Origin of the sequence: Brevibacillus fluminis (assembly GCF_052072235.1) — a bacterium.
Taxonomy (GTDB): domain Bacteria; phylum Bacillota; class Bacilli; order Brevibacillales; family Brevibacillaceae; genus Brevibacillus_D; species Brevibacillus_D fluminis_A.
The window spans coordinates 3,689,592-3,712,245 of sequence record NZ_CM125436.1 but is presented as its reverse complement, the minus strand read 5'-3'; the positions used below and the strand labels follow the sequence as shown (position 1 = coordinate 3,712,245).

Here is a 22,654-nt window from a genome sequence, read left to right as displayed (position 1 = left end):
AACGAATGCCAGAAGGGCGAATTGTGAAAGCGTTAAGCGGGTTTTATTATGTAGCGGATGGAGACAAGATCGTCTCGTGCCGGGCGCGGGGCTTGTTCAAGAAAAAGGATGCCAAGATCAATCCGCTGGTCGGAGATTGGGTCGTCTACGAAGAGACCGACCCGTCCGAAGGATACGTGATGGAGATTGTCAACCGTCAAAATGAATTGCTGCGCCCATCCGTAGCTAACGTGGATCAGGCCGTACTGGTGTTTTCCCTGCACGAACCGTCATTCAGCAGCTTGCTTTTGGACAAATTTTTGGTGCATGTCGAGCATGTCGGCATCGATGCCCTGATCGTTTTGTCCAAAGCCGATCTGGTCGACGATGAGCTGATCGAGCGCATCGTCGCCACCTACAGCGCGATCGGGTATACCGTCATTCCGTTTTCCAAGCGTGACTTGCGCGGACTGGAAGAAATCCGCCGCGAGCTGGCTGGCCACATCAACGTATTTGCGGGCCAGTCGGGCGTGGGCAAGTCATCGCTGATCAACTGCCTGTTTCCCAACGTTTCGATGCAGACAGGCGACATCAGCCAAAAGCTGGGACGCGGACGACATACGACGCGCCACGTCGAGCTTGTGCCGATCGAGGGCGGCGGGTATGTCGCCGATACGCCTGGGTTCAGCTCGCTGGAGTTCGTCGGCATCGATGAGCAGGATCTGGCCAATTCGTTCCGTGACTTCACGGAGGTAAGCGACGGCTGCAAGTTTCGCGGCTGCCTTCATTTAAGCGAGCCAGGCTGCGCGGTACGAGCCGGGGTGGAAGCGGGAGAGTTGAGCCAGGAACGATATGATCATTACCGTCAGTTTATGGAGGAAGTAAAAGAATACCAACGGAGGAACAAACCATGGTAAAAGTAGCACCATCCATTCTATCAGCGAATTTCGCCCGGTTGGGAGAAGAGATTCAAGATGTCGAGCGCGGCGGGGCGGACTGGATTCACGTCGATGTCATGGACGGTCATTTCGTGCCAAACATCACGATCGGCCCGTTGATCGTAGACGCGATCCGTCCGGTCACCAAGCTGACGCTGGACGTTCATCTGATGATCGAAGAGCCGGATCGGTACATCCCGCAATTTGCAAAAAGCGGTGCGGACATGATTACCGTGCATCAAGAAGCGTGCCGTCACCTGCACCGCTCGCTCTATTTGATCAAGGAGCAGGGCGTCAAGGCCGGTGTCGTACTCAACCCGGCAACGCCGCTGGTCACGATTGAATCGGTGCTTGGCGATGTCGATCTGGTGCTGCTCATGACCGTAAACCCAGGCTTTGGCGGACAAAAGTTCATTCACAACGTATTGCCGAAAGTAGCAGCATTGCGCGCGATGCTGAATGAGCGCGGCCTGTCCCACGTCGATATCGAGATCGACGGCGGGGTGAACCCGGAAACGGCGCGCTTGTGCGAGCAGGCGGGTGCGACGGTGCTCGTAGCGGGCAATGCCGTGTTTAACCAGCCAGATCGCGCCAAGGCGATCGCAGCGATCAGAGGATAACAGACAAAAAAGGAGCCAATTCATCGGGATCGGCTCCTTTTTGTGCTAGTAACGGGAGGGAAGCACGATGAAGCGCATGTTGGCCATCAGCGACATCCATGGTGAGTTGGCGAAGCTTACGGCCTTGCTGCAAGAGGCGAACTATGATCCGGAAGCGGACCAGCTGATTTTGGTCGGCGACTATATCGACCGTGGCCCGAACGCGCGTGAGGTACTCGACAAGGTGATGGAGCTGCAGCAGGGCGGAGCGATCGTCTTGCGGGGCAACCATGAGGAGATGCTGGTTCGGGCATGGGAAAAACGGGAAGCGGAGTTTTGGCAAAAGTGGACCAAAATCAACGGCGGTGACCAGACGCTGCGCAGCTATCAGGTCGACCCGAACGCGATGTTTGCAGACGTGACAGAGGAGCAGGCGGCGATCATTCAGAAGCATGTGGATTATATCAAAAGCATGCCGGTCTACTATGAAACCGATCAGTATATTTTCGTTCATGGCGGCGTCCACCCGACGACCCCGCCGGCCGAGACAGATCCGTATGTCCTGGTCTGGATTCGCGACGAGTTCCACCATGGCTACAACGGAGAGAAGCCGGTCATTTTCGGCCATACGCCGACGGAACGCTTTCATGGCGAGGGCGTGTTCGAGGTGTATTTCGGGGCGAACAACATCATCGGGATCGATGGCGGCGCGGTATATGGCGGCCGGCTGAACTGCCTGGAGCTGCCTAGCAGATCGATATACTTTGTCGAATAGAACGAAGCAGCTGGAAAAAAGGACGAATCCGGGAGGTGAGCCGGATTCGTCCTTTTTGTCAGTGTGTCGCGTTGAAAAGTCTTGCCGCTACAGCGTGGTCATCATCCGCAAAAGCAGTGCGATCCGCTCTGGAATCGCCGAAATCAGCACATGCTCATGGGACGCGTGCGCGCCGTCTCCGACCGGCCCTAAACCGTCGAGCGTCGGGGTGCCTTCATCTGCGCAAAAGTTTCCGTCGCTCGTGCCGCCGACGCCGATTTCCTCAAGCGAGAAGCCTTCTTCTGCCGCGAGCCGCTGGGCGTGTTTGAACAGCTGCACCGTCTTTTCGCTGCGTTCCATCGGCGGTTTCGGGATGCCGCCTTCCACCTGCAACTCGGCATGTGGCAATACAGGTGCAAGCTCGTGCATCAGCCTGGTGATGCGTTCAGCCTCCTCGCGCTTGCTCACGCGCACATCGATGATCGCATGCGCCGCTTCCGGCACCACATTGGAGACGGTACCGCCGCTGATTTTGCCGACGGACAGCGTCGTTCCGCTATCGTAGTTCGTCCAGGATTGAATGCGGACGATTTGATGGGCAATTTCCTCGATCGCATTGACCCCTTTCGCATGGTCGTTGCCGGCATGGGCTGCCCTGCCTTTGACATGTAGCGTGAATTCGCCGCCGCCTTTTCGACTCGTCTTGATCAGCCCGTTGCCAAACGATGGCTCGATCACCAGCGCAGCGGCGCTTTTCCGCGCCTCGGCGCGAATCAGCTGCTCCGAGGAAGGGCTTCCGACCTCTTCATCGGTGTTCCAGAAAAAGACCAGCTTTTTGCGCAAGGGAAGACCGCGGTCGATGATCGCTTTTAAGGCAAAGTAGCAAAAGATGATGCCTGCTTTCATATCGTAGGTGCCGGGGCCATAGACGCGCCCATCCTCGATGCGCCAAGGCTCGCTAGCCAAGGTGCCAATCTCCTTGACCGTATCGAAATGCCCGAGGATCAAAAGCTGCTCCGCGCCTTCCCCGTATTCGACGCGCAGCTGGTCGCCGAACTGCTGCTGCTCGATCCGCTCCACCTTGCAGCCAAGCTTGCGGAATCTCTCAGCGATCACGGCGCCGAGCGAATCGACCGCCTGCTTGTCATGGGTAGGGGTCTCGATTTCCACATACTCGTGCAGTTCCTTGAGAATGTCGTCTAGCTGTGCTTGAAAGTAAGGAATCCATGTTGTCGACAATGATGTACCTCCGTTCTTGGTAAATGTTCTCTCCGATTGTACTATAATTTGCGTCGCAGGTGGTACCGTTGCTTTCGCGCTCGATGCGCTTCAAAAGCGCATCGGGACGGATCTTTTGACAGATAAATCATTCCAAAAATCAGCAAATGCTCGTACAATGAGAAGGTATCGCTTCGCTCGTAGAACCACAAAACCGAACCGGGTGAATAATTATGCAAATCATTCATTTTGCCAAAAGCAGGCGGTTCTTTGAGCGAAAATGCACATGGATCAAGGGGGGAGCGCACCTTGTAGAAAAAGGAATAAAAATATTTTTGTTATATGGTATTAAATAAGTTGAATTTTTATTGAAATGTATCTACAATAGTCAGTGGACTTACACGATTTTTTGTCCAACATTTTTTACAGGGGGTTTGTAGAGATGAAAAAAATGAACTCGTTTCTCACATTGGCGCTTGCTTCTGCGCTTTCGATAACGGTTTTGGCTGGATGTGGTACCGGAGCACAGCAAGGCGGCGATAACAAGCAAGCAGCGTCCGGCACAGATTCCGCAGCAGGAGGCGCCAAGCCGAAAATGGTGATGGCGACATCCGCCGACTATCCGCCGTACGAATTCCATGATACGTCCAGCGGGAAAGATGAAATCGTCGGTTTCGACATCGACATCGCGAACTATCTCGCCAAAGAAATTGGCTTTGAGCTTGAAGTGAAAGATATGGATTTCAACGGCCTGCTGCCTGCGCTGCAGTCGAAGCGCGTTGATTTCGTCATGGCCGGCATGACGCCGAAGCCGGAGCGTCTGGAAAACGCGGATTTCTCCGATATGTACTATGACGCGAAAAACACGATTGTCTCCAAAAAAGGCAGCAACCTGAAGAAGACCGAAGATCTGGCCGGCAAAAAAGTAGGCGTGCAGCTTGGCTCGATCCAGGAGGGCGAAGCGCAAGAGCTGGCGAAAAACATCCAGGGACTGGAAGTCAAATCGCTCAACAAAATTCCGGAAATCATCCAAGAGCTGAAATCGAATCGTATCGATGCCGCGATCATCGAGGACACCGTAGCGAAAGGCTACACAGAGTCGAACCAGGATCTTGAGTTCAACGTGATTGCCCAAAGCACACCGGCAGGTTCTGCTGTCGCTTTCCCGAAAGGCTCCGAAAATGTCGCGAAGTTCAATGCCGCGATCAAAAAGCTGAAAGACTCCGGCGAGCTGGACAAACTGATCAAAAAATGGTTTGAAAAATAAACCGATACTTCTTCAGGAGGTGTGGATAGCGCGTGTTTCTCGATTTTTCCAAAATCGCCGATAAGTCAACCTACATTCTCGGCGGCATTATCGACACCTTGCAGTTTACGTTACTGTCAGCTGTAGTCGGGATTATTCTCGGTACGATTCTGGCCTTGATCAAAATTTCCAACAATCGTCCGCTGAAGTGGCTGGCAATCTTCTATACCTCCATTTTTCGCGGCACGCCGTTGATCTTGCAATTGACGTTGATCTACTTTTCCGTGCCACAGCTGTTTAACTATGACATCAGCCCGCTGATGGCAGGGGTGATTGCATTCGGGCTCAATTCGGCAGCGTATACGTCCGAAACGATTCGCGCCGGAATTATGGCAGTCGACCGTGGGCAGCGTGAAGCAGCGCTGTCCCTCGGGATTCCGTACCGCAAAATGATGCTCGACATCATCTTCCCGCAAGCATTGAAAAATATCATGCCGGCGATGGTGAACGAAGGGATCAACCTGCTGAAAGACTCCGCGCTTGTCTCGACGATCGGGGTTACCGACGTGCTCCGGCGCGCCAACATCGTTGCGGCAGAAAAGTTCCTTTATTTTGAACCGCTGCTGCTCGCAGGCATCATCTACTACGTCATGGTCATGACCCTTACCTGGGCCGCTCGTGGCTTTGAGAGGAGGTTGAGACGCAGTGATTAAAGTGGAGAATTTGTCCAAATCATTCGGCAAGCTCGACGTGCTGCACAACATCTCGACGACGATTGAAAAAGGCGATGTGGTCGCGATCATCGGGCCGTCCGGCTCCGGGAAGTCTACCTTTTTGCGCTGCATGAACCTGTTGGAGACGCCGACGCAAGGGCGGATTTGGATCGGTGGCGAAGAGATCACGTCCAAGAAGACCGACATCATGAAAGTGCGGCAAAAGATCGGGATGGTATTCCAGCACTTTCATCTGTTCCCGCATAAAACGGTGCTGCAAAACTTGACCTATGCGCCGGTTCAAGTGAAAAACGTGTCAAAGGAGCAGGCGGAGCAAAAAGCCCGCGAGCTGTTGACCCGCGTAGGGCTGTTGGACAAGGCCGACGTGTATCCGTCCCGCTTGTCCGGTGGACAGAAGCAGCGCGTGGCGATCGCCCGCTCCCTGGCGATGGAGCCGGAAATCATGCTGTTTGACGAGCCGACATCCGCGCTTGACCCGGAGATGGTCAAAGAGGTGCTGGAAGTCATGAAGTCGCTCGCCGAAACGGGCATGACGATGGCGATCGTGACGCACGAAATGAATTTCGCCCGCGAAGTGGCGGACCGCATCTGTTTCCTGGATGGCGGTCGGCTGGTGGAAGACGAGGCGCCTGAGACGTTTTTTACGGCACCGAAAAGCGAACGGGCGAAGCAGTTTTTGGAAAAGATGCTGTAAATCGAAACGAAGATGGTCCGAAGAAGAATGTTCCCTCCGAAAAAGGAGGAGAACATTCTTTTTTTATTCACATCGCGAAACGTACCGGTTGAGGAAAAACGCGCCATATCCGTGTTTTTTACGAAAAAAAGAAGAATTTCATCCTTCTAAATTTATTTTATTGAGGATATTTTTTTATTTTCTGAATTTTCGTATTGAAATAGGCAGTGGACTGGGATTATAATGCAACTAGAGTTTGAACTTCATTTACGTTCATGATTTAAAGTGTAAACTTCAATATGCAAAATGGGTGAGGAAAAAGGGAGGATGATCTGGCAATGCGAATCGTGATTGCGGAAGTGATGCACGAAACGAACACGTTTTCGAATGTTCCGACGACGCGTGAGCTTTTTGAGCTGTGGGAATGGGCGAGAGGGGATGCAACCATCGCGAATCACAGAGGGGTGCGGGATTTTCTCGGCGGGATGATCGACGCGGCGGACCAGCGCGGAATCGAGGTGGTGGGTGCGTTTTCGGCCAGCGCGTATCCAGCTGGAACCATTACCAGCAAGACGTATGAGGCGCTGCAGGATGAGCTTCTCTCGGGAATCGCTGCTGCAGGCAAAGTCGATGCGATCTGCCTGGCGCTGCACGGCGCGGGAGTCGCGGAAGGCATCGACGATCTGGAAGGAGCGCTCTTGAAGGCGGTGCGCGAGCAGGTGGGGTATGAGCTGCCGCTGATCGTCACACTGGATTTGCACGGTAACATTACGGATGAGATGGTGCGGGAAGCGGATATTTTGCTCGGCGTTCACCTGTATCCGCACACGGACTGCTACGAACGGGGATTGGAAGCGGTCGAGCTGGCGGAGCGGATGGTGAAAGGGACATTGGTGCCGCGCATGTATCGGGCGACACTTCCGCTGATCGTTCCTACATCTACAACGAACCTGTCTCCGGCCAAAGACATCAATGAGGCATGCTACCGATGGGAACGAGAGCCGGGCATGGTAGATTGCGCATTTTTCCACGGGTTTCCGTACACCGATATTCCCGAACTGGGCGTTACGGTAATCGCGATTGCCAACGATGATGCGGAACTGGCGAAGCGTGCGGCTGAAAGCGTGGCCGACCTGATCTGGGCGAAGCGCGACGAGTTTGCACCTGACGTATTGTCGCCAAAAGAAGGGCTGGCTTTGGCAAAAGAGGCAACGGCGTTCCCGGTCGTCATAAACGAAACATCCGACAATCCGGGGGGCGGCACGCCTGGAGACGGCACGTATCTGTTGCGTGCCATGCTGGAAGCCGACTTGCAAGACGCGTGCTTTGGGTTCATCTACGATCCGGAAGTTGCCGCGCTCGCTCATGAAAAAGGGGTCGGTGCCACCATCGAGGTGCAGCTGGGCGGAAAGACGGATCAGCTGCATGGCGAACCGATCGCGCTGACCGCTTATGTGAAAGCGCTGACAGACGGCGCGTTTATCACCTCGTCGCCGATGGGCAAAGGCTCGCCTGTCAATTTGGGCAAATCGGTTCGCTTGCAGGCAAATGGCGTCGATATTCTCGTCTGCTCGGTCAAGACGCAGGTTCTCGATGAGCAAGTCTTCCTGCTGCACGGCATCGATGTGACCGCCTACAAAATCGTCGCGCTCAAATCGAGCCAGCATTTCCGCGCCAGCTTCGAGCCGATCAGCGCCCAGATCATTACGGTCGATTCGCCGGGACTCACGACACTGCAATTCTCGTCGTTTGCCTACAAGCGGTTGAATCGCCCCAAATACCCGCTTGATCCGGTAACGGAACGCTAGCAAACAGTCGACCATTTCATTTATCCAGGACAGGTGAACACAGCATGGAGAGTGTACATGAACGCATTCGCAAATCGTTTGAACAATTGACAACGCAGCAAAAATCGGTAGCGAAATATATACTCGACGAGCCGAATCAAGTCGCTCTCCTTCCCGCAAAAGTGATCGGGGCCAACACGGGGACGAGCGAAACGACCGTGATCCGCCTCTGCTATTCGCTCGGCTATTCCGGCTTCAGCGAATTGCAAAACGAGATCCGTCAATCGCTCCTGTTTCCGGTCATTCAAGAGAACGTGGTGCAAACGTTTCATGACGCGACCTACGATTACCGCGACAGCGATGACGTCATCACGTTTACCATGGAGCAAGATATGGCGTTTATCCAAAAAACGATGAACGGGCTCGATCGGCGGCGGTTCGATCAGGCCGTACAAGCAATCGTCAAAGCGAAAAAGATCGTGGTGGCGGGCGGCCGCACCAGCTATGCGTCCGCGTACTGGCTCTCCTTTGCGCTGAACATCGTCAAAGGCGACACGCATTTGTACCGCGGGCAGGTGGATGATGCCAACTATCTGATTTCAGAAGCGAATGAAGACTGGTTGATGATCGCGCTCGTTTTCCCGCGCTACTTGCAGGATACGGTGCAGTTCGCCAAAGCGGCGAAGGAAAAAGGGGTGACGATCGTGGCGATCACCGACCACGAGCTGTCGCCGCTCGGGCCTTTTGCAGACGTCCTGCTGAAAGTCACCACGCCGTCGCCTGCCACCTTAAAGGGCATGTCCGCGATTTTCACCATGCTGAACGCATTGGTCAGCGGCGTGACCCAGGTCGATCGGGAACGGGCGCAAAAGCGGATCAAGCTGTATGACAAGACGAGCGAGCAGTTTTATCCGTTCGTCCAGCGAAACGAGTAAACGCACAGAAAAAAATGGTTATCCAGTATTCACATAGCCAAGGTTTCCATACACAAAGGGGGGTATTCTTCATGGCAAAGCATACGCGGCGCATCGGCAGTCTGGCAACGATCGGGCTTAGCGTCACACTGCTTCTCGCAGCATGTTCGGGCACTACTGGCACCAAACCAGCGGGGACGGAACCGTCCGCCTCGCCGGGCAAGGCGGAAGCGACAACCGGCGGCACGCTGGTCATCGCCGCTCCCGTCGAGCCGGACACATTGGACCCGCAAAAAACCACATGGCTGGACAATACCAACAGCCAGCCGTATGATTCGCTTTTGAGCCGCGATATGCAGGGCAAGCTGATTCCGCATTTGGCTGAATCTTGGCAAGTGTCTGACGACGGCAAGGTGTGGACGCTGATTTTGCGCAAAGATGTCAAATTCCAGTCGGGTGCGCCGATGACAGCCGAATCGGTCAAAACGTCCATCGAGCGATTCGCCAGCATTTCGCCGAACAAAGATTTGGCAGGGCCGATCGACAAGATTGAGGCGCCCGACGCAAACACGGTCAAAATTACCTTCAAGGAACCGTTTGCTCCATTCGCCAACATGCTGGTCGGAACGTTCCTGTCGCCGTTCGATCCGGAGCGCCTGAAAGAAAAAGGCGACAAGTTCGGGGAGGCGCCGCTCGCAACAGGGCCGTTCATGAATCCGGAAGTGAAACGCGGCGCATCGGTCACTTATGTGAAAAACCCGGATTACAACTGGGGACCGCTTTATGCCGACAACAAGGGCGCACCGTACGTCGACAAGGTCGTCTTCCGTTTCTTAAAAGATGACGACACGCGCATTCTCGAATTCAAAAAAGGCACGATCAACATCCTGCAAGAAGTGCCAAGCACGTACGTGAAAGAATTGGAAGCCATTCCAGGAACCAAAATCGAGAAGAGCCTGGAGCAAGGCATGAAGTACCTTGGCTTCAACAACCAAAAGGAAATTTTCAAAGACGTGCGCATCAAGCAGGCGATCGCCATGGCTGTCGACCGCGACCCGATCATACAGGTTGCCCTGGCGGGATTCGCGAAGCCGAACTTCGGCCCGCTGCCGCCGACCATTCCCGGTTACAGCGAGAAAATCGAGAACATGGCGAAAGAGATGTATGCACATAACGTAGACAAAGCGAAGCAGCTGCTTGCAGAAGCAGGCTACACCGACAGCAACGGCGATGGCATCGTCGAGAAGGACGGCAAGCCGCTCTCGCTCGAACTGCTTCTGCCGGAGGACCCTGCCTTGCAGCGTGTCGCGCAAATTTTGCAAGCGCAGCTCAAAGAAATCGGCGTCGACATTAAAATTGCCGTTCACGACGTGGCAACAGTGAAGGATCGCACGACAAAAGGCAACCATGAGCTGTTCCTGCTTTATTTCGGGCTGAACGATCCGGACATCCTCTACCTGCTGATGCAGACCGACAACTCGAAGCGCGTGCACTATTCCAATCCGAAAGTCGATGAGCTGCTTGCCAAAGGGCGTACGGTGCTGAAAGAAGAGGAACGGATGAAAGTGTATGAGGAAGCCGAGGAGCTGCTGGTCAAAGATCCGCCATGGGTACCGCTGTACGTGAGCGAATCGGTGACGGCTACGCGCAATATCGAGGGCTACAAGCTCAATCCGTTCACAAGCGACATTCCGCTCGCAGATATCAAGATCACGAAATAACAAAAGGGGGATGGGGCGTTTTGCAACGATACCTTTTCCGAAGATTGCTGTCGCTCTTGGGGACGCTACTCGGCGTCACCATCCTCATCTTTCTGCTGGTCCATCTGATTCCGGGGGACCCCGTGCAATATTTGCTCGGGGATTATCCCACCGACGAAGCGATTGCCGCATTAAACGCGCAGCTTGGCCTGGATAAACCGTGGTATGTGCAATATTTCAGCTTTTTGGGCCGACTTGTGCAAGGGGATCTCGGGACATCGTACATCACCGGGTACACGGTTTGGCAAGAGATCGTGGACCGCTTTCCCGTCACGTTTCAGCTGGCGTTGTACAGCATGATTTTGGCGACGGTAATCGGGGTCATCGTCGGCGTGATTGCCGCCGTGAAGCAAAATACGTGGATGGACCGGGTTGTCGTGTTTTTCTCCCTGCTCGGGATTTCGGCGCCAGGCTTTTGGATCGCGCTGTTTCTCATCTGGATTTTCGCTTACATGCTGCCGATCTTTCCGATTTCCGGCTACGATGGATTTTTTTCGCTGATCCTGCCATCTGTCACGCTCGCATTGGGCGAAGCGGGGATGATCGCCCGCATGACGCGCTCCAGCATGCTTGATGTCATCAAACAGGATTACATGCGTACCGCACATGCGAAAGGCGCGCCACAGCGTTCGGTCGTCCTGCTGCACGGGCTGCAAAATGCGATGATTCCGGTCATCACATTGATCGGGCTGGAGTTCGGGGCGCTGCTTGCCGGTGCGGTCGTGACGGAGACGATTTTTTCCTTGCAAGGGTTGGGCAGCCTCGCCATTGAGGCGATCGGCAAGCGCGATCTGCCGACCATCCAAGGGCTGGTCTTTTTCATCGCGTTCCTGTTTGCCATCACCAACCTGATTGTCGACTTGCTGTACAGCTTGTTCGATCCACGGATCAAATACGAGTAGGAAGGAGCGAGAGAACGTGAGTGGAAACGTAAGCCGACTGGAAGCGGGACATGAAACGCATCCTCCCATCCGCGCCGTGGAATCGCCGGTGACCCCGTCGCCTCCCTACTGGCTGCAAGTCGCAAAGCGATTGGTTCGCAACAAGACGGCGATGGGCGGCGCCATCATCCTGCTGCTTTTCACGATCGGATGTGTCTGTGCGCCGCTTTTGGCCCCGTATCCGATCGATCAGATGAATTTTTCGGATCGCATGGTCGGACCGGGGGCAAAGCATCTGCTCGGGACCGACGATTTTGGTCGCGATATTTTTTCGCGGCTGCTGTATGGCGGCCGCATTTCGCTTTTGACCGGACTGATCACCGTGACCATCGCTTCGGCGATCGGCGTTACGCTGGGAGTCATCGCAGGCTATTATCGCCGCTTGGACATGTACATCATGCAGGTAATGGACATCTTGCTGGCGCTTCCCGCCTTGCTGTTGGCGATTGCCATCATTGCCGTGCTGGGGCCAGGCTTGACCAATGCGATGATCGCCATCGTGATCGCCGTGATTCCGTCCTATGTCAGGGTGACGCGCGCGTCCGTCTTGTCGATCCGCGAAAAAGAATATGTAGAGGCGGTGCGGGCGCTCGGCATCCGCGATGCAGTCATATTGGGGAAACATATTTTACCGAACATTTTGTCGCCGATCATCGTGCTGATGACCGTGCAGTTTGGCAGCAGCATCTTGGCGGCTGCGGCGCTCAGCTTTCTCGGACTCGGAGCACAGCCGCCCGCGCCGGAATGGGGGGCCATGGTGTATGTCGGCAAGGCGTTCCTTGGGCAGGCGTGGTGGATGTCGATTTTCCCTGGCATGGCGATCATGCTGGTTGTGCTGGGCTTTAACCTCTTGGGCGACGGCCTGCGGGACGCTTTGGACCCAAAATAACGACAGTCGGAAGGAAGTGGGTTGCAGATGACTTTGCAGGAAAAGCTGGAGGCTGTGTTGGCCGAATCTTCGGCGGTTTTCGGCGTTACGGTCAAGCATATCGGCACACAGGAAGAGGCGCGTATGAACGCGGACCGCTATTTTCAGATGGCGAGCACGTTCAAGGTGCCGATTTTGGCAACGCTGTTTCGCGATGTCGAGGCGGGCAGGCTCCGGTTGGAGGAGCGGATTCGCCTGACCGAGGATGATCTGGTCGCCGGCTCAGGGGTACTCAAGGAGTTCCTGCCGGGTGTGGAAGTGGCGATCCGCGATTTGGCGATGCTGATGATCATCGTCAGCGACAATGTGGGGACGGACAAAGTGATGGAGCTGGTCGGCAAGGAGCGAGTGGAGGCATTCATGCGGGAGCTGGGCTTACACGGCATTTCCGTCAAATTCGACTGCTGGGAGCTTTTGAGCATCGGCGCGGGCTTGGCCGGTGAGAAAAAGGGCAAGGCCGGCGTCGACAAGCTGAACAAGCAGTTCGCGGAAACCGGTTTCGATCCGGACAATTTCATTTTTCAGCCGAGTCCAAAAAACAACGTGGCGACGCCGTCTGACATGGGCAGGCTGCTTGAGCTGATCGCGACGGGACAGCTCGTTTCGCAGGAGGCGTGCGACGGTATCCTCGACATCATGAAAAGACAGCAGCTGCGCAATCGCATTCCGTATTTGCTTCCGGACAAAACCGTGATCGCTTGCAAGTCCGGGACGATCGGCAGCGTGGTGAACGATGTGGGCATCGTCTATCTGCCCGAGGACAAGGGCGCGTTCACCATCGCGGCACTGTCGCAAGGCAACGGTTCGGTGAAAGAAGGGGAGCAGCTGATTGCCCGCTTGGCCCTGACGGCCTACGAGCATTTTATCAGCCAGTAACGCAAGCGCATGGATGGAGGGTCGACATGATGAAGGAGAAAGAGACGGTATTGGACATCGATCGGCTGTCCATGATTCTCAAAACGGAGCGTGGCGCGTTTACGGCCGTGAATCAGGTCAGCTTTCAGATCAAAGCAGGGGAAACCGTCGCACTCGTCGGTGAATCGGGCAGCGGCAAAAGCGTCACGTCCCTGTCGATCATGGGGCTTATCTCCAAAAAAATCGGTACGCTTGAAGGCAGCATCCGCTTCAAAGGGAGTGTGCTCAACCAGCTGGCGGAGCGTGAGATGCGGGCGATTCGCGGGCGGGACATCTCGATGATTTTTCAGGAGCCGATGACATCGCTGAATCCGGTGCACAGCATCGGGCGGCAGATCGATGAGGTGTTCCGGCTGCATACCGGCTACTCCAAGCAGGAGCGGCGTGCGAAGACGATCGAGATGCTGCGAAAAGTGGGCATTCCGCGCCCCGAGGCCATTGTCAACGAATATCCGCACCAGCTGTCAGGGGGAATGAAGCAGCGGGTGATGATCGCGATGGCGATGGCGTGCGAGCCGGATCTGCTGATCGCCGATGAGCCGACCACCGCGTTGGACGTGACGATTCAGGCGCAAATTCTCGATCTGATGAACGGGCTGAAACAGACTGCGCACACCGCCATCCTGCTGATTACCCACGATTTGGGCGTGGTTGCGGAGATGGCCGATCGCGTGATGGTCATGTATTACGGCGAGATTGTGGAGGAGGCGGATGTGCAAACGATTTTTGCCAATCCGAAGCATCCGTACACCGTCGGATTGCTCCAATCGATCCCGAGCCTGGAGACGGAGCACAGCAGGCTGACGCCGATCGAGGGGAATGTGCCGGTATTGGGCGAAATCTCGGGCGGCTGTCCGTTCCGCTCCCGCTGCAAACATGTCACGGACCGATGCGTGCAGGAAAAGCCGCCGGTGATCCGGACGGGCAAACAGGCGGTTCGCTGCTGGATGTATGTCGACAAGGAGGTGGCGATATGAGCGAAAATCTGCTTGTCGTCGAAAACCTCAAAACATATTTTCCGCTGAAAAAAGGATTTTTCGGGCAGCCGTCCGGCCATGTCAAGGCGGTGGACGGCGTGTCGTTTCGGTTGAAGCAGAAAGAGACGCTCGGCATCGTCGGCGAAAGCGGCTGCGGCAAGTCGACAACAGGGCGGAGCATTTTGCGGCTTGTTCAGCCGAGCGATGGCTCCGTGCGATTTGGCGGGGAAGAGCTGATCGACATGCCGCAGGCGAGGCTGCGCGAGATGCGCAGCCAGATGCAGATCATTTTTCAAGATCCGTATGCCTCGCTGAACCCGCGGCTGACGGTTTCCTCGATTTTGGCGGAAGCGCTGCACGTTGGCGAACCGCAAAGCGATCCGCGCCGCTTGCGGCAGATGGTCATGGAGCTGCTTGCGATGGTCGGGTTGAATCCGTCCCATGCCGACCGCTATCCGCACGAGTTCAGCGGCGGGCAGCGGCAGCGCATCGGAATCGCCCGCGCGATCGCGGTGAAGCCCAAGCTGATCGTGGCCGATGAGCCGGTGTCAGCGCTGGACGTCTCGATCCAGGCGCAGATTTTAAACCTGCTGCAAGACTTGCAGGAAGAACTTGGACTCACTTACTTGTTCATCTCGCACGATCTCGGGGTGATCCGTCATATCAGCGATCGCATTGCCGTCATGTACCTGGGCCGGATCGTGGAGATCGCCGACAAGAAGCGGCTGTTCGCGGAACCGCTGCACCCGTACACGCAGGCGCTGATGTCAGCGGTGCCGGTACCGAATCCCAATCAGAAAAAAGAGCGGATCGTGCTGGGAGGCGATGTGCCAAGTCCAGCCAATCCGCCGACAGGCTGCGCCTTCCACCCCCGCTGCCGGCACGCGATGGAGATTTGCAAACGCGTTCGGCCGGTTGAATTGGCTGTGGCGCATGACCATATGGTGGCTTGCCATCTGTATGGGGCCGACGAAAGGAGCGAATGATGATGAAGATCGAACGAATCGAATGGAAACGACTGCACGTGCCGCTCAAGGACCCGTTTGAAGCGAGCTTCGGACGTTTGGCCAAACGCGATTTTTTGTTGATCAGCGCGCACAGCGAGGGGGAGACAGGGTATGGCGAAAGCGTAGCGATGCCGTTCCCTTACTACAATGAAGAGACGACGGATACGATTCTGTATATGCTGGACGCGATCATGATCCCGATGCTCCTGAAGAGTCCGATCGAACGCCCGGAAGATGTGGATCGCCTGTTTGCCTCGATCCGGCGCAACAATATGGCGAAGGCGGCATTGGAAGGGGCGGTTTGGGATTTGTACGCCAAGCAGCAAGGCTTGTCGCTTGCACATGCGCTGGGCGGAAAGCGCAAGGAAATCGATGTCGGCGTAAGCGTCGGGATCGAGCCATCCGTCGAGGACGTGATCCGGAAGGTGGAAGGATTCGTCGCGGATGGGTACAAGAAGATCAAAGTCAAAATCAAGCCTGGCTTTGACATCACGCTGATCGAAGCGCTGCGCAAACGGTTTGGCGATTCCTTGCCGCTGATGGCGGACGCCAATTCCGCCTATACGCTCGATCAACTCGATCGGATCAAGGAGCTTGACCACTACAACCTGATCATGATCGAGCAGCCGCTTGCCCATGATGACATCGTGGACCATGCGCGTCTGCAGCACCAGCTGAACACGCCGATCTGCCTCGATGAGAGCATCCATACGGCAGAGGATGCGCGACGTGCGATTGAGCTTGGCAGCTGCAAAATCATCAATATCAAGGTAGGCCGCGTCGGCGGGCTGACGGAAGCGAAAAAAATCCACGACTTTTGCCAGGCGCACGATGTTCCCGTCTGGTGCGGCGGCATGCTGGAGAGCGGTGTGGGCCGGGCGCACAACATCGCGATCACCTCATTGCCCAATTTCACGATCCCTGGCGACACCTCCGCCTCGAGCCGTTATTGGACGCAGGATATCGTCGTACCGGAAGTGGATTTCCTGCGGCCCGGGATTTTGGCGGTGCCGGACGGACCGGGGATCGGCTATGCGATCAACTGGTCAGCGGTGGAAGCGTTGAAAGTACAAGAAAAAAGCTATTCGCACACGAATGTGACGATCTAAGCCCGAGGTGAACCACACATGCAGTCAGAATTGGAATACCGCGTGATCACGGACGCCGTGCAGATGGAGGAAGTCGAGATGCTGCAGCTTGCGGTATGGGGGGAGAAAAACATCACGCCCGTGCCGCAGCTGATGGCCGCCATTCATAACGGAGGCGTGGTCATCGCTGCCTACCATGAAGGGAAGCCGGTCGGCTTTTGCTACGGCTTTGCCGGCTTCAAAGCGGGGAAGTCGCACCTTTGCTCCCATATGCTCGGGATCTTGCCTGCGTACCGCGACTGGGGCATCGGCAAACAGCTCAAACTGCGCCAGCGCGAATGGGCGATCGCCTATGGCTATGAGAAGATGACCTGGACCTATGATCCGCTGGAGGCGCGCAACGCGTATCTCAACCTGTGCAAGCTGGGCGGCATCGTCAGGACGTACATGGAATCGTATTACGGGGAAATGAAAGACGGGATCAACAAAGGGCTGCCGACGGACCGGTTTTTGCTGGAGTGGCATTTGCTGGGGGAGCGGGCAACTCGCGGGGTGGAAGGCGTCCCGCTCGTCGAAAGCAAATGGAAAGACAATCCGTGGGTGTTGGATTGGCAAGAGGCGAATGGGTACCCGCATCCGCTTGCTCGCGGCCGAGTGGGCGAGCATGACGGGATGCTGCTCGCGGTCCCTGCTGCCATCCATTCGCTGAAAAAGGAACAGCTGGAAATAGCGGCCGAGTGGCGTATGGCGCTTCGCCGGATGTGCCAGGACGCTTTTGCCCAAGGCTACATCGCTGTCGGTCTGCTCAAAACGGAAGGGCCTGTGCATGCCTATGTGCTGGAACGAATACAGGAAGAGGGGGACGTGTAGGATGGAGCATTTGGAAGCCTATGCTGCGAAATTGATGGAGCAAGCCAAGCTGCCGGGAGCGTTTATCGGATTTGCGAAAGACGGCGAGACCGTGTTTGCCAAAGGGCTTGGGTTTGGCGATGCAGAGTCGCAGACCGAGATTACGCTCGATACGGTGTTTGGCATCGGGTCGATCACCAAATCGTTCACGTGCGTTGCGATCATGCAGTTGCAGGAAGCGGGGAAGCTTTCGGTTGCCGATCCGGTTACCGGTTATTTGCCTGAGTTTCGGACCGCGGATGAAGCGTTGACCAGAAGGATCACCATCGGCCACCTGATGTCGCATACGTCCGGCCTTCCGTCGCTGCCGTCCCTCTATTATGCGATGCGGCGCAGCTTGGAGATCGACCCTGCGGTGAAAGAAATGCCGACTGGCATTGACCTGACCGCCCATGAGCCGATCGACACCTATGGCGAGCTGATGGATTACATCGCCAGCCTTGATGTCCAATTGCTGGGAGAGCCGGGGACCGAGTTCAGCTACAGCAACGACGGGTATGCGCTTCTTGGCGCGATCATCGAGCGTGTGAGCGGGCAATCGTATGAAAGCTATGTGAAAGAGCATCTGCTCGATCCGGCGGGAATGACCAACACGGTGTTTTTGATCGAGGATCTGGAAAACCACCCGAACATCGCCACGCTCTACACGAGCAAAAAAGGCGAGAATGGCAAAGAAGTGTTCGCAGCGCCGATCTGGTGGGATGCGCCCGCCATGCGTGCGGCCGGCTTTTTGAAATCGACGGGACGGGATATGCTCGCCTACGCCGAAATTTTTCGAACCGGCGGATTGGTCGGAGAAACCCGAATTCTGACCAAAGAAAGCGTCGAGCAGATGATCGGCAACTATGCCGGGCTGGAGCCGGGGCGCCACTACGGCTACGGGTTCATGGTCACGCCTGATTTTCGCGGCGGAACGCTGGTCGAGCACGGCGGCGCGATCAAGGGAGTCGCTGCGCAGATGTGCATCGTGCCTGAGCAGGGGATCACCTGCGTCGTCCTGTGCAATCTTGATGGAGCGCCGTCGACAGAGCTTTTGGCCGCGACCCTGAACACGGCGCAAGGACTGCCGGTCGAGGAGCCGATCGTGCGTTATGCCGATTCGCCTGTTTCCGCTGATTCTTTGCAGGAATATGTCGGCCAGTTCGGTTCGGGAGAAGGGGAGAAGCTGGAGATTACGGCAGACGAGGCGGGGCTGTCGCTGACCGTGCTCGGCGCGACGTTCCCGCTGAGGCCGGTGGGCACGGACAGTTTTGTGTTCCAGACGCCGACCGGTTTGGAAAAATGGATTCGCTTCAACCGCGACGGGGAAGGCATCGTCAACCGGGTCGCCTTCCATTTCCGCCAGCTGCTCAAATTGACCGGGGAGGCGTGACATGGGAACGCATGTATGGGAAAAATCGTTTGAAGCGTATGCCCAAAAGCTGATCGACGAGGTGCAGGTACCGGGAGCGATCGTTGCTGTCGCCAAAGACGGTGAGCTGATTTACGAAAAATCGTTTGGCTATCGGGATCGCGAAGAACAGGCGCCGATCGACCTGGATACGGTGTTCGGGATCGGCTCGATTACGAAATCGTACACATGTGCAGCGATCATGCAGCTTCAGGAGGCAGGGAAGCTCTCCATCCATGATCCGGTCGTGACGTATTTGCCCGAATTCCGCACGCCGGACGAGTCGCATACAAAAGCAATCACGATCCAACACTTCATGACGCACACGCTCGGGCTGCCGCCGCTTTCGTCGCTGTTCCCCGGCATGCTCGCAAGCATGAAGGATGATCCGGCGGCAGAGGAGCTGCTGGCGCTGCCCGAGCTGCAAGGGGTGGAACCGATTCATACGTATGAGCAGCTGATGGACTATATCGCCAGGCAGCCTATCGAACTGCTCGGTGCGCCGGGAACCGAGTTCAGCTACTCCAATGACGCCTATGCCCTGTTGGGGGCGATCATCGAGCGCGTTAGCGGCCAACCGTATGAAGACTATGTGAAGGAACACATTTTGGAGCCGCTCGGACTGACGCGCACCGTCTTTCACATCGAGGAGCTGGGGGACGATCAAAACTACTCCGTGCTTTACTCCGCGCGTACGAAAGACGGCGTCAAGGAAGTGCTGCGCACACCGATCTGGTGGGATGCGCCGGCGATGCGTGCCGCAGGATTTCTCAAAGCTTCCGCGCGGGATATGCTGCGCTATGCGGACATGTATCGGACGGGCGGCAGCGCAAACGGCGTGCGGATTTTGTCGGAAGCGAGCGTTGCCGAAATGGTCACGCCTTTTGCCAAAGTGGATGCGCTGAAAAGCTATGGCTACGGACTCGGCATTCAGCCGTTCGGGGAGAATGCGACGCTGATCCAGCATACGGGCGGAATCAAGGGCGTTACCGCGCACATGCTGATCGTGCCGGAAGCTGGCATCACGGGCATTCTTTTGACCAACATATCGGATGCGCCCATCCAGGCATTGACGCTTGGCTTGCTGAACAGCCTGCTGGGGCGTCCGCTGGAGACACCGTACGCGACCTTTGCCTCCTATGAAGCGCCGCTTGACGTGCTGCGGCAATCGGTCGGCACGTTCCAATCAGGGGAAGGCGACCAAGCGACGGTCACATTTGATGAGGAAAACGAACGGCTTGTGCTCGCGATGGGCGGCCAAGAGCTGCCGCTTACGCCCATCGGCGAGGACGCGTTTCTGTTTACGGTGCGCAATGTGGATACGATCGTACGCTTTGTACGAAGCGCAGACGGAACGATCATCCGCTGTGCGCTGGGCTCGCGGCAGCTGCCGGCAGCCGGATAAAAGGGACGGGGGGACGTTACGCATGAAAGTATTCATTTCGCTCGATATGGAAGGGATTTCTGGCCTTGCGGAATGGGAGGATGTCATTCCGGGCCGCCGTCATTATGAAGCGGGCCGCCGCCTGTTGACGCAAGATGTGAACGCGGCGATCGAAGGGGCTCTGGAAGCCGGGGCGACCGAGATCATCGTCAACGAATCGCACGGCCCGATGAACAATCTGATTTTGGAAGAGCTGCACCCGCAGGCGGATGTGATCCGCGGCTTCTTCAAGCCGCTTTGCATGATGCAAGGAATCGACTCGACTTGCGACGCCGCCTTTTTCATCGGCTATCACGGGCGTGCCGGCACAGGCGAGGCCGTAATGAACCATACGCTTTCGGGCCTTGCGATCCATCGTCTGGTCCTCAACGGCAAAGAAGTGGGCGAGGCCGGCCTGAATGCGGCGGTTGCCGGTGCCTTCGGCGTTCCGGTCGTGCTGGTCACCGGCGATACGCAGACAGCGGAGGAGGTGCAGGCAGATATTCCCGGTGTCTTTACCGTCGCGGTGAAAGCCGGAATCACCGGACTATCATCACACGCCATGCATCCGGTGCGCGCGCGGGCCTTGATCCGTCAGCAGGCCAAAGAAGCGCTGCTCAATCGGCATCTGGTGCAGCCGCTTGCGCAACAGGCGGACAATACGATCGAGGTGGAGTTTACCAAGACGCAGTTCGCCACTGCCGTCAGCTGGATGCCGGGCGTCGAGCTGGTGGACGGACGGACCGTGCGTTTCCGCTCCGCCGATATGACAGCCATGATGCCTGTCCTGCAAGCCATGCTGATGATTACCGGACAAGTGAACAAAATGATAACAGGGTGAGGGCCATGATCGACCAGTTGAAGCAATGGATAGAAGCGAATCGGGAAAAAATGGAAGCAACGTATCATGACCTGCACGCTCTGGCCGAGGTCAGCTGGCAAGAGCACCGCTCGACGGCATACCTGTGCCGCGAACTGGAAGCGATGGGCGTCGCGTATGAGACATTCTCCGATAGTACCGGCGTCATCGCGTATGCAGGGGAAGCGGAGGCAACGCCGGTCGTCGGACTGCGCGCCGATATGGACGCGCTTTGGCAACTGGTCGACGGGAAGTGGCAGGCGAACCACTCGTGCGGCCACGATGCGCATATGACCATGGCCTTGCATGCGCTGCGCTGTGTGAAAGAGCTTGGCGTCGAGCTGCAAGGACGGCTCAAGGTCATCTTTCAGCCGGCCGAGGAAACGGGGGAAGGGGCGCGCGCGCTCGTGCAGCGCGGCGTGATCGACGACCTCGATCATTTGATCGGCATCCACGTGCGCCCTTACTTTGAGGTGCCGTCAGGCTCGGCTGCTCCGGCGATTCGCCACGGTGCCATCGCGCAGGTGCGCGGCAAGCTGAAAGGGGAGCAGGCGCATGCTGCGCGCCCGAATCTCGGCACGAACGTGGTGGATGCGCTCTCGCTTTTGATCACGGCCGTCAATGCGGTAAAAGTCGATCCGACAACCCCGATGTCGGCCAAAGTGACGATGGTGAAGGCAGGCGGCGACAATCTCAACATTATCCCGGATGAAGCGCAGTTCGGCCTCGATTTGCGCGCGCAAACCAATGAGGCGATGGAATGGCTGCTCGCACGCGTCTTGCAGGCGATCGAGGCCGCTGCGACCGCCAACGGTGCTGTCGTCGAGCTGGAGCCTGTCATGCAGCTCCATGCGGCTGTCCCCAATCGAGAGATGGAGCAGCTTGTGGCAAGCGCGATCGTAGAGACGCTCGGCGAGGAAAAGCTTGCCCCTGCTCCGGTCACGCCGGGCGGCGAGGATTTCCACTGCTATGCGGTCGAAAAACCGGGGCTTGCCACCACGATGATCGGGCTTGGCACCGGGCTTTCGCCAGGCTTGCACCATCCGCAGATGCGCTTTGACCTCGGCACCCTCGCAAACGGCGTCGCCGTAATGGCCGCCTCCGCGATCAAGCTGCTGGGACATGCGCCAAAAAATAATTCATGAGAAGAAACGAGCTGTAGGCAACAACTACCGCTCTTTCGCATAAAGTAGTCAGGTAAGAGCTTTTCTTCCCGCTTTTTTTTTGGACGCGTCGACAGTCCCGACACATGTTTACCCCTCTACGGAATATGATGTATTATCCAAGGCACGTAACTACCCATTCAGGGAGGTGTGGCATGGAATGGGCTTTCGCACGTTTCGTTATCGCCAGGGGTTCGCCGCAAGACGCGTGCTTGGGGTTGCTCTAGCAGTCGGGGGAATGACCATTCTGCTCATCGCAACTCCCGCTTGGGTTATGTATGCCGGTCTCGGAGCATCACTCATGGGGGTTGGTTGGTTTTTGTTTGCCAAGTAATCAAGTAATCCGTCAAGGAGGGGTGAACATGCGGTTTTATACGATAAAGCTGCCCAAATTCATCGGCGGTATGGTGCGTGCGGTCATCGGGGCTTTCAACAAAAACAAATGACAGCAT

The 22,654-nt window shown here is 56.4% G+C and carries 22 protein-coding genes; 21 read left to right on the top strand and 1 reads right to left on the bottom strand.

Features of this window, described 5'->3' with window-relative positions:
- Positions 1 to 5: 5 nt before the first annotated feature.
- The 3 genes from rsgA (at position 6) to ACTID9_RS18440 (ending at position 2,291) form a co-directional block, all read left to right on the top strand.
- On the top strand, positions 6 to 896 hold the full coding sequence (rsgA, locus tag ACTID9_RS18450) for a ribosome small subunit-dependent GTPase A (RefSeq protein WP_441066363.1): 891 nt from the start codon (positions 6 to 8) through the stop codon (positions 894 to 896).
- Positions 890 to 1,537, top strand: coding sequence for a ribulose-phosphate 3-epimerase (gene rpe / locus ACTID9_RS18445; RefSeq protein WP_441066361.1), 648 nt, complete (start codon positions 890 to 892; stop codon positions 1,535 to 1,537). Before rsgA ends, rpe begins: the two co-directional genes overlap by 7 nt.
- Before the next feature lie 67 nt (positions 1,538 to 1,604).
- Positions 1,605 to 2,291 carry a metallophosphoesterase family protein gene (locus ACTID9_RS18440; protein WP_441066359.1) on the top strand — a complete coding sequence of 229 codons (687 nt, stop codon included), beginning with the start codon at positions 1,605 to 1,607 and terminating at the stop codon, positions 2,289 to 2,291.
- An 87-nt stretch (positions 2,292 to 2,378) separates the two neighbouring features.
- Here ACTID9_RS18440 and ACTID9_RS18435 read toward each other — a convergent pair whose 3' ends face one another.
- Positions 2,379 to 3,509 carry a M20 family metallopeptidase gene (locus ACTID9_RS18435; RefSeq protein ID WP_441066357.1) on the bottom strand — a complete coding sequence of 377 codons (1,131 nt, stop codon included), beginning with the start codon at positions 3,507 to 3,509 and terminating at the stop codon, positions 2,379 to 2,381.
- Between the two features lie 421 nt (positions 3,510 to 3,930).
- Between ACTID9_RS18435 and ACTID9_RS18430 the strand changes: the two genes are divergently transcribed.
- From ACTID9_RS18430 to spoVM, 18 genes are all read left to right on the top strand, one after another.
- The gene (locus ACTID9_RS18430; RefSeq protein ID WP_441066355.1) at positions 3,931 to 4,755 is read left to right on the top strand and encodes a transporter substrate-binding domain-containing protein; all 825 of its coding nucleotides are present in this window, start codon (positions 3,931 to 3,933) and stop codon (positions 4,753 to 4,755) included.
- Between the two features lie 32 nt (positions 4,756 to 4,787).
- Positions 4,788 to 5,447 carry an amino acid ABC transporter permease gene (locus ACTID9_RS18425; protein WP_441066353.1) on the top strand — a complete coding sequence of 220 codons (660 nt, stop codon included), beginning with the start codon at positions 4,788 to 4,790 and terminating at the stop codon, positions 5,445 to 5,447.
- Entirely contained in the window at positions 5,440 to 6,162 is a 723-nt protein-coding gene (locus tag ACTID9_RS18420; RefSeq protein ID WP_441066351.1) for an amino acid ABC transporter ATP-binding protein, read from the top strand. Before ACTID9_RS18425 ends, ACTID9_RS18420 begins: the two co-directional genes overlap by 8 nt.
- A gap of 317 nt (positions 6,163 to 6,479) precedes the next feature.
- Positions 6,480 to 7,949, top strand: coding sequence for a M81 family metallopeptidase (locus ACTID9_RS18415; protein ID WP_441066349.1), 1,470 nt, complete (start codon positions 6,480 to 6,482; stop codon positions 7,947 to 7,949).
- A 44-nt stretch (positions 7,950 to 7,993) separates the two neighbouring features.
- Complete coding sequence (locus tag ACTID9_RS18410; protein WP_441066347.1) at positions 7,994 to 8,863, top strand: MurR/RpiR family transcriptional regulator; 870 nt, start codon at positions 7,994 to 7,996, stop codon at positions 8,861 to 8,863.
- Positions 8,864 to 8,934: 71 nt separating this feature from the next.
- A complete protein-coding gene (locus ACTID9_RS18405; protein WP_441066345.1) occupies positions 8,935 to 10,563 on the top strand; it encodes an ABC transporter substrate-binding protein in 1,629 nt (542 codons plus the stop codon).
- A gap of 20 nt (positions 10,564 to 10,583) precedes the next feature.
- Complete coding sequence (locus ACTID9_RS18400; RefSeq protein ID WP_441066343.1) at positions 10,584 to 11,504, top strand: ABC transporter permease; 921 nt, start codon at positions 10,584 to 10,586, stop codon at positions 11,502 to 11,504.
- An 88-nt stretch (positions 11,505 to 11,592) separates the two neighbouring features.
- Complete coding sequence (locus ACTID9_RS18395) at positions 11,593 to 12,432, top strand: ABC transporter permease (RefSeq protein WP_441072643.1); 840 nt, start codon at positions 11,593 to 11,595, stop codon at positions 12,430 to 12,432.
- Between the two features lie 27 nt (positions 12,433 to 12,459).
- Positions 12,460 to 13,347 carry a serine hydrolase gene (locus ACTID9_RS18390; RefSeq protein WP_441066341.1) on the top strand — a complete coding sequence of 296 codons (888 nt, stop codon included), beginning with the start codon at positions 12,460 to 12,462 and terminating at the stop codon, positions 13,345 to 13,347.
- Positions 13,348 to 13,373: 26 nt separating this feature from the next.
- The gene (locus ACTID9_RS18385; protein ID WP_441066339.1) at positions 13,374 to 14,363 is read left to right on the top strand and encodes an ABC transporter ATP-binding protein; all 990 of its coding nucleotides are present in this window, start codon (positions 13,374 to 13,376) and stop codon (positions 14,361 to 14,363) included.
- Entirely contained in the window at positions 14,360 to 15,349 is a 990-nt protein-coding gene (locus ACTID9_RS18380) for an ABC transporter ATP-binding protein (RefSeq protein WP_441066337.1), read from the top strand. Before ACTID9_RS18385 ends, ACTID9_RS18380 begins: the two co-directional genes overlap by 4 nt.
- Before the next feature lie 2 nt (positions 15,350 to 15,351).
- Positions 15,352 to 16,479: an o-succinylbenzoate synthase gene (menC, locus tag ACTID9_RS18375; protein ID WP_441072641.1), complete on the top strand. Its 1,128-nt coding sequence runs from the start codon at positions 15,352 to 15,354 to the stop codon at positions 16,477 to 16,479.
- An 18-nt stretch (positions 16,480 to 16,497) separates the two neighbouring features.
- Positions 16,498 to 17,328: a GNAT family N-acetyltransferase gene (locus tag ACTID9_RS18370; RefSeq protein ID WP_441066335.1), complete on the top strand. Its 831-nt coding sequence runs from the start codon at positions 16,498 to 16,500 to the stop codon at positions 17,326 to 17,328.
- A gap of 1 nt (position 17,329) precedes the next feature.
- On the top strand, positions 17,330 to 18,739 hold the full coding sequence (locus ACTID9_RS18365; RefSeq protein WP_441066333.1) for a serine hydrolase domain-containing protein: 1,410 nt from the start codon (positions 17,330 to 17,332) through the stop codon (positions 18,737 to 18,739).
- A gap of 1 nt (position 18,740) precedes the next feature.
- Positions 18,741 to 20,162: a serine hydrolase domain-containing protein gene (locus ACTID9_RS18360; protein ID WP_441066331.1), complete on the top strand. Its 1,422-nt coding sequence runs from the start codon at positions 18,741 to 18,743 to the stop codon at positions 20,160 to 20,162.
- Positions 20,163 to 20,184: 22 nt separating this feature from the next.
- Positions 20,185 to 21,021: a M55 family metallopeptidase gene (locus ACTID9_RS18355; RefSeq protein WP_441066329.1), complete on the top strand. Its 837-nt coding sequence runs from the start codon at positions 20,185 to 20,187 to the stop codon at positions 21,019 to 21,021.
- A gap of 5 nt (positions 21,022 to 21,026) precedes the next feature.
- Positions 21,027 to 22,184 carry a M20 peptidase aminoacylase family protein gene (locus tag ACTID9_RS18350; RefSeq protein ID WP_441066327.1) on the top strand — a complete coding sequence of 386 codons (1,158 nt, stop codon included), beginning with the start codon at positions 21,027 to 21,029 and terminating at the stop codon, positions 22,182 to 22,184.
- 380 nt (positions 22,185 to 22,564) lie between these two features.
- On the top strand, positions 22,565 to 22,648 hold the full coding sequence (gene spoVM / locus ACTID9_RS18345) for a stage V sporulation protein SpoVM (protein WP_122917083.1): 84 nt from the start codon (positions 22,565 to 22,567) through the stop codon (positions 22,646 to 22,648).
- Positions 22,649 to 22,654: the final 6 nt, after the last annotated feature.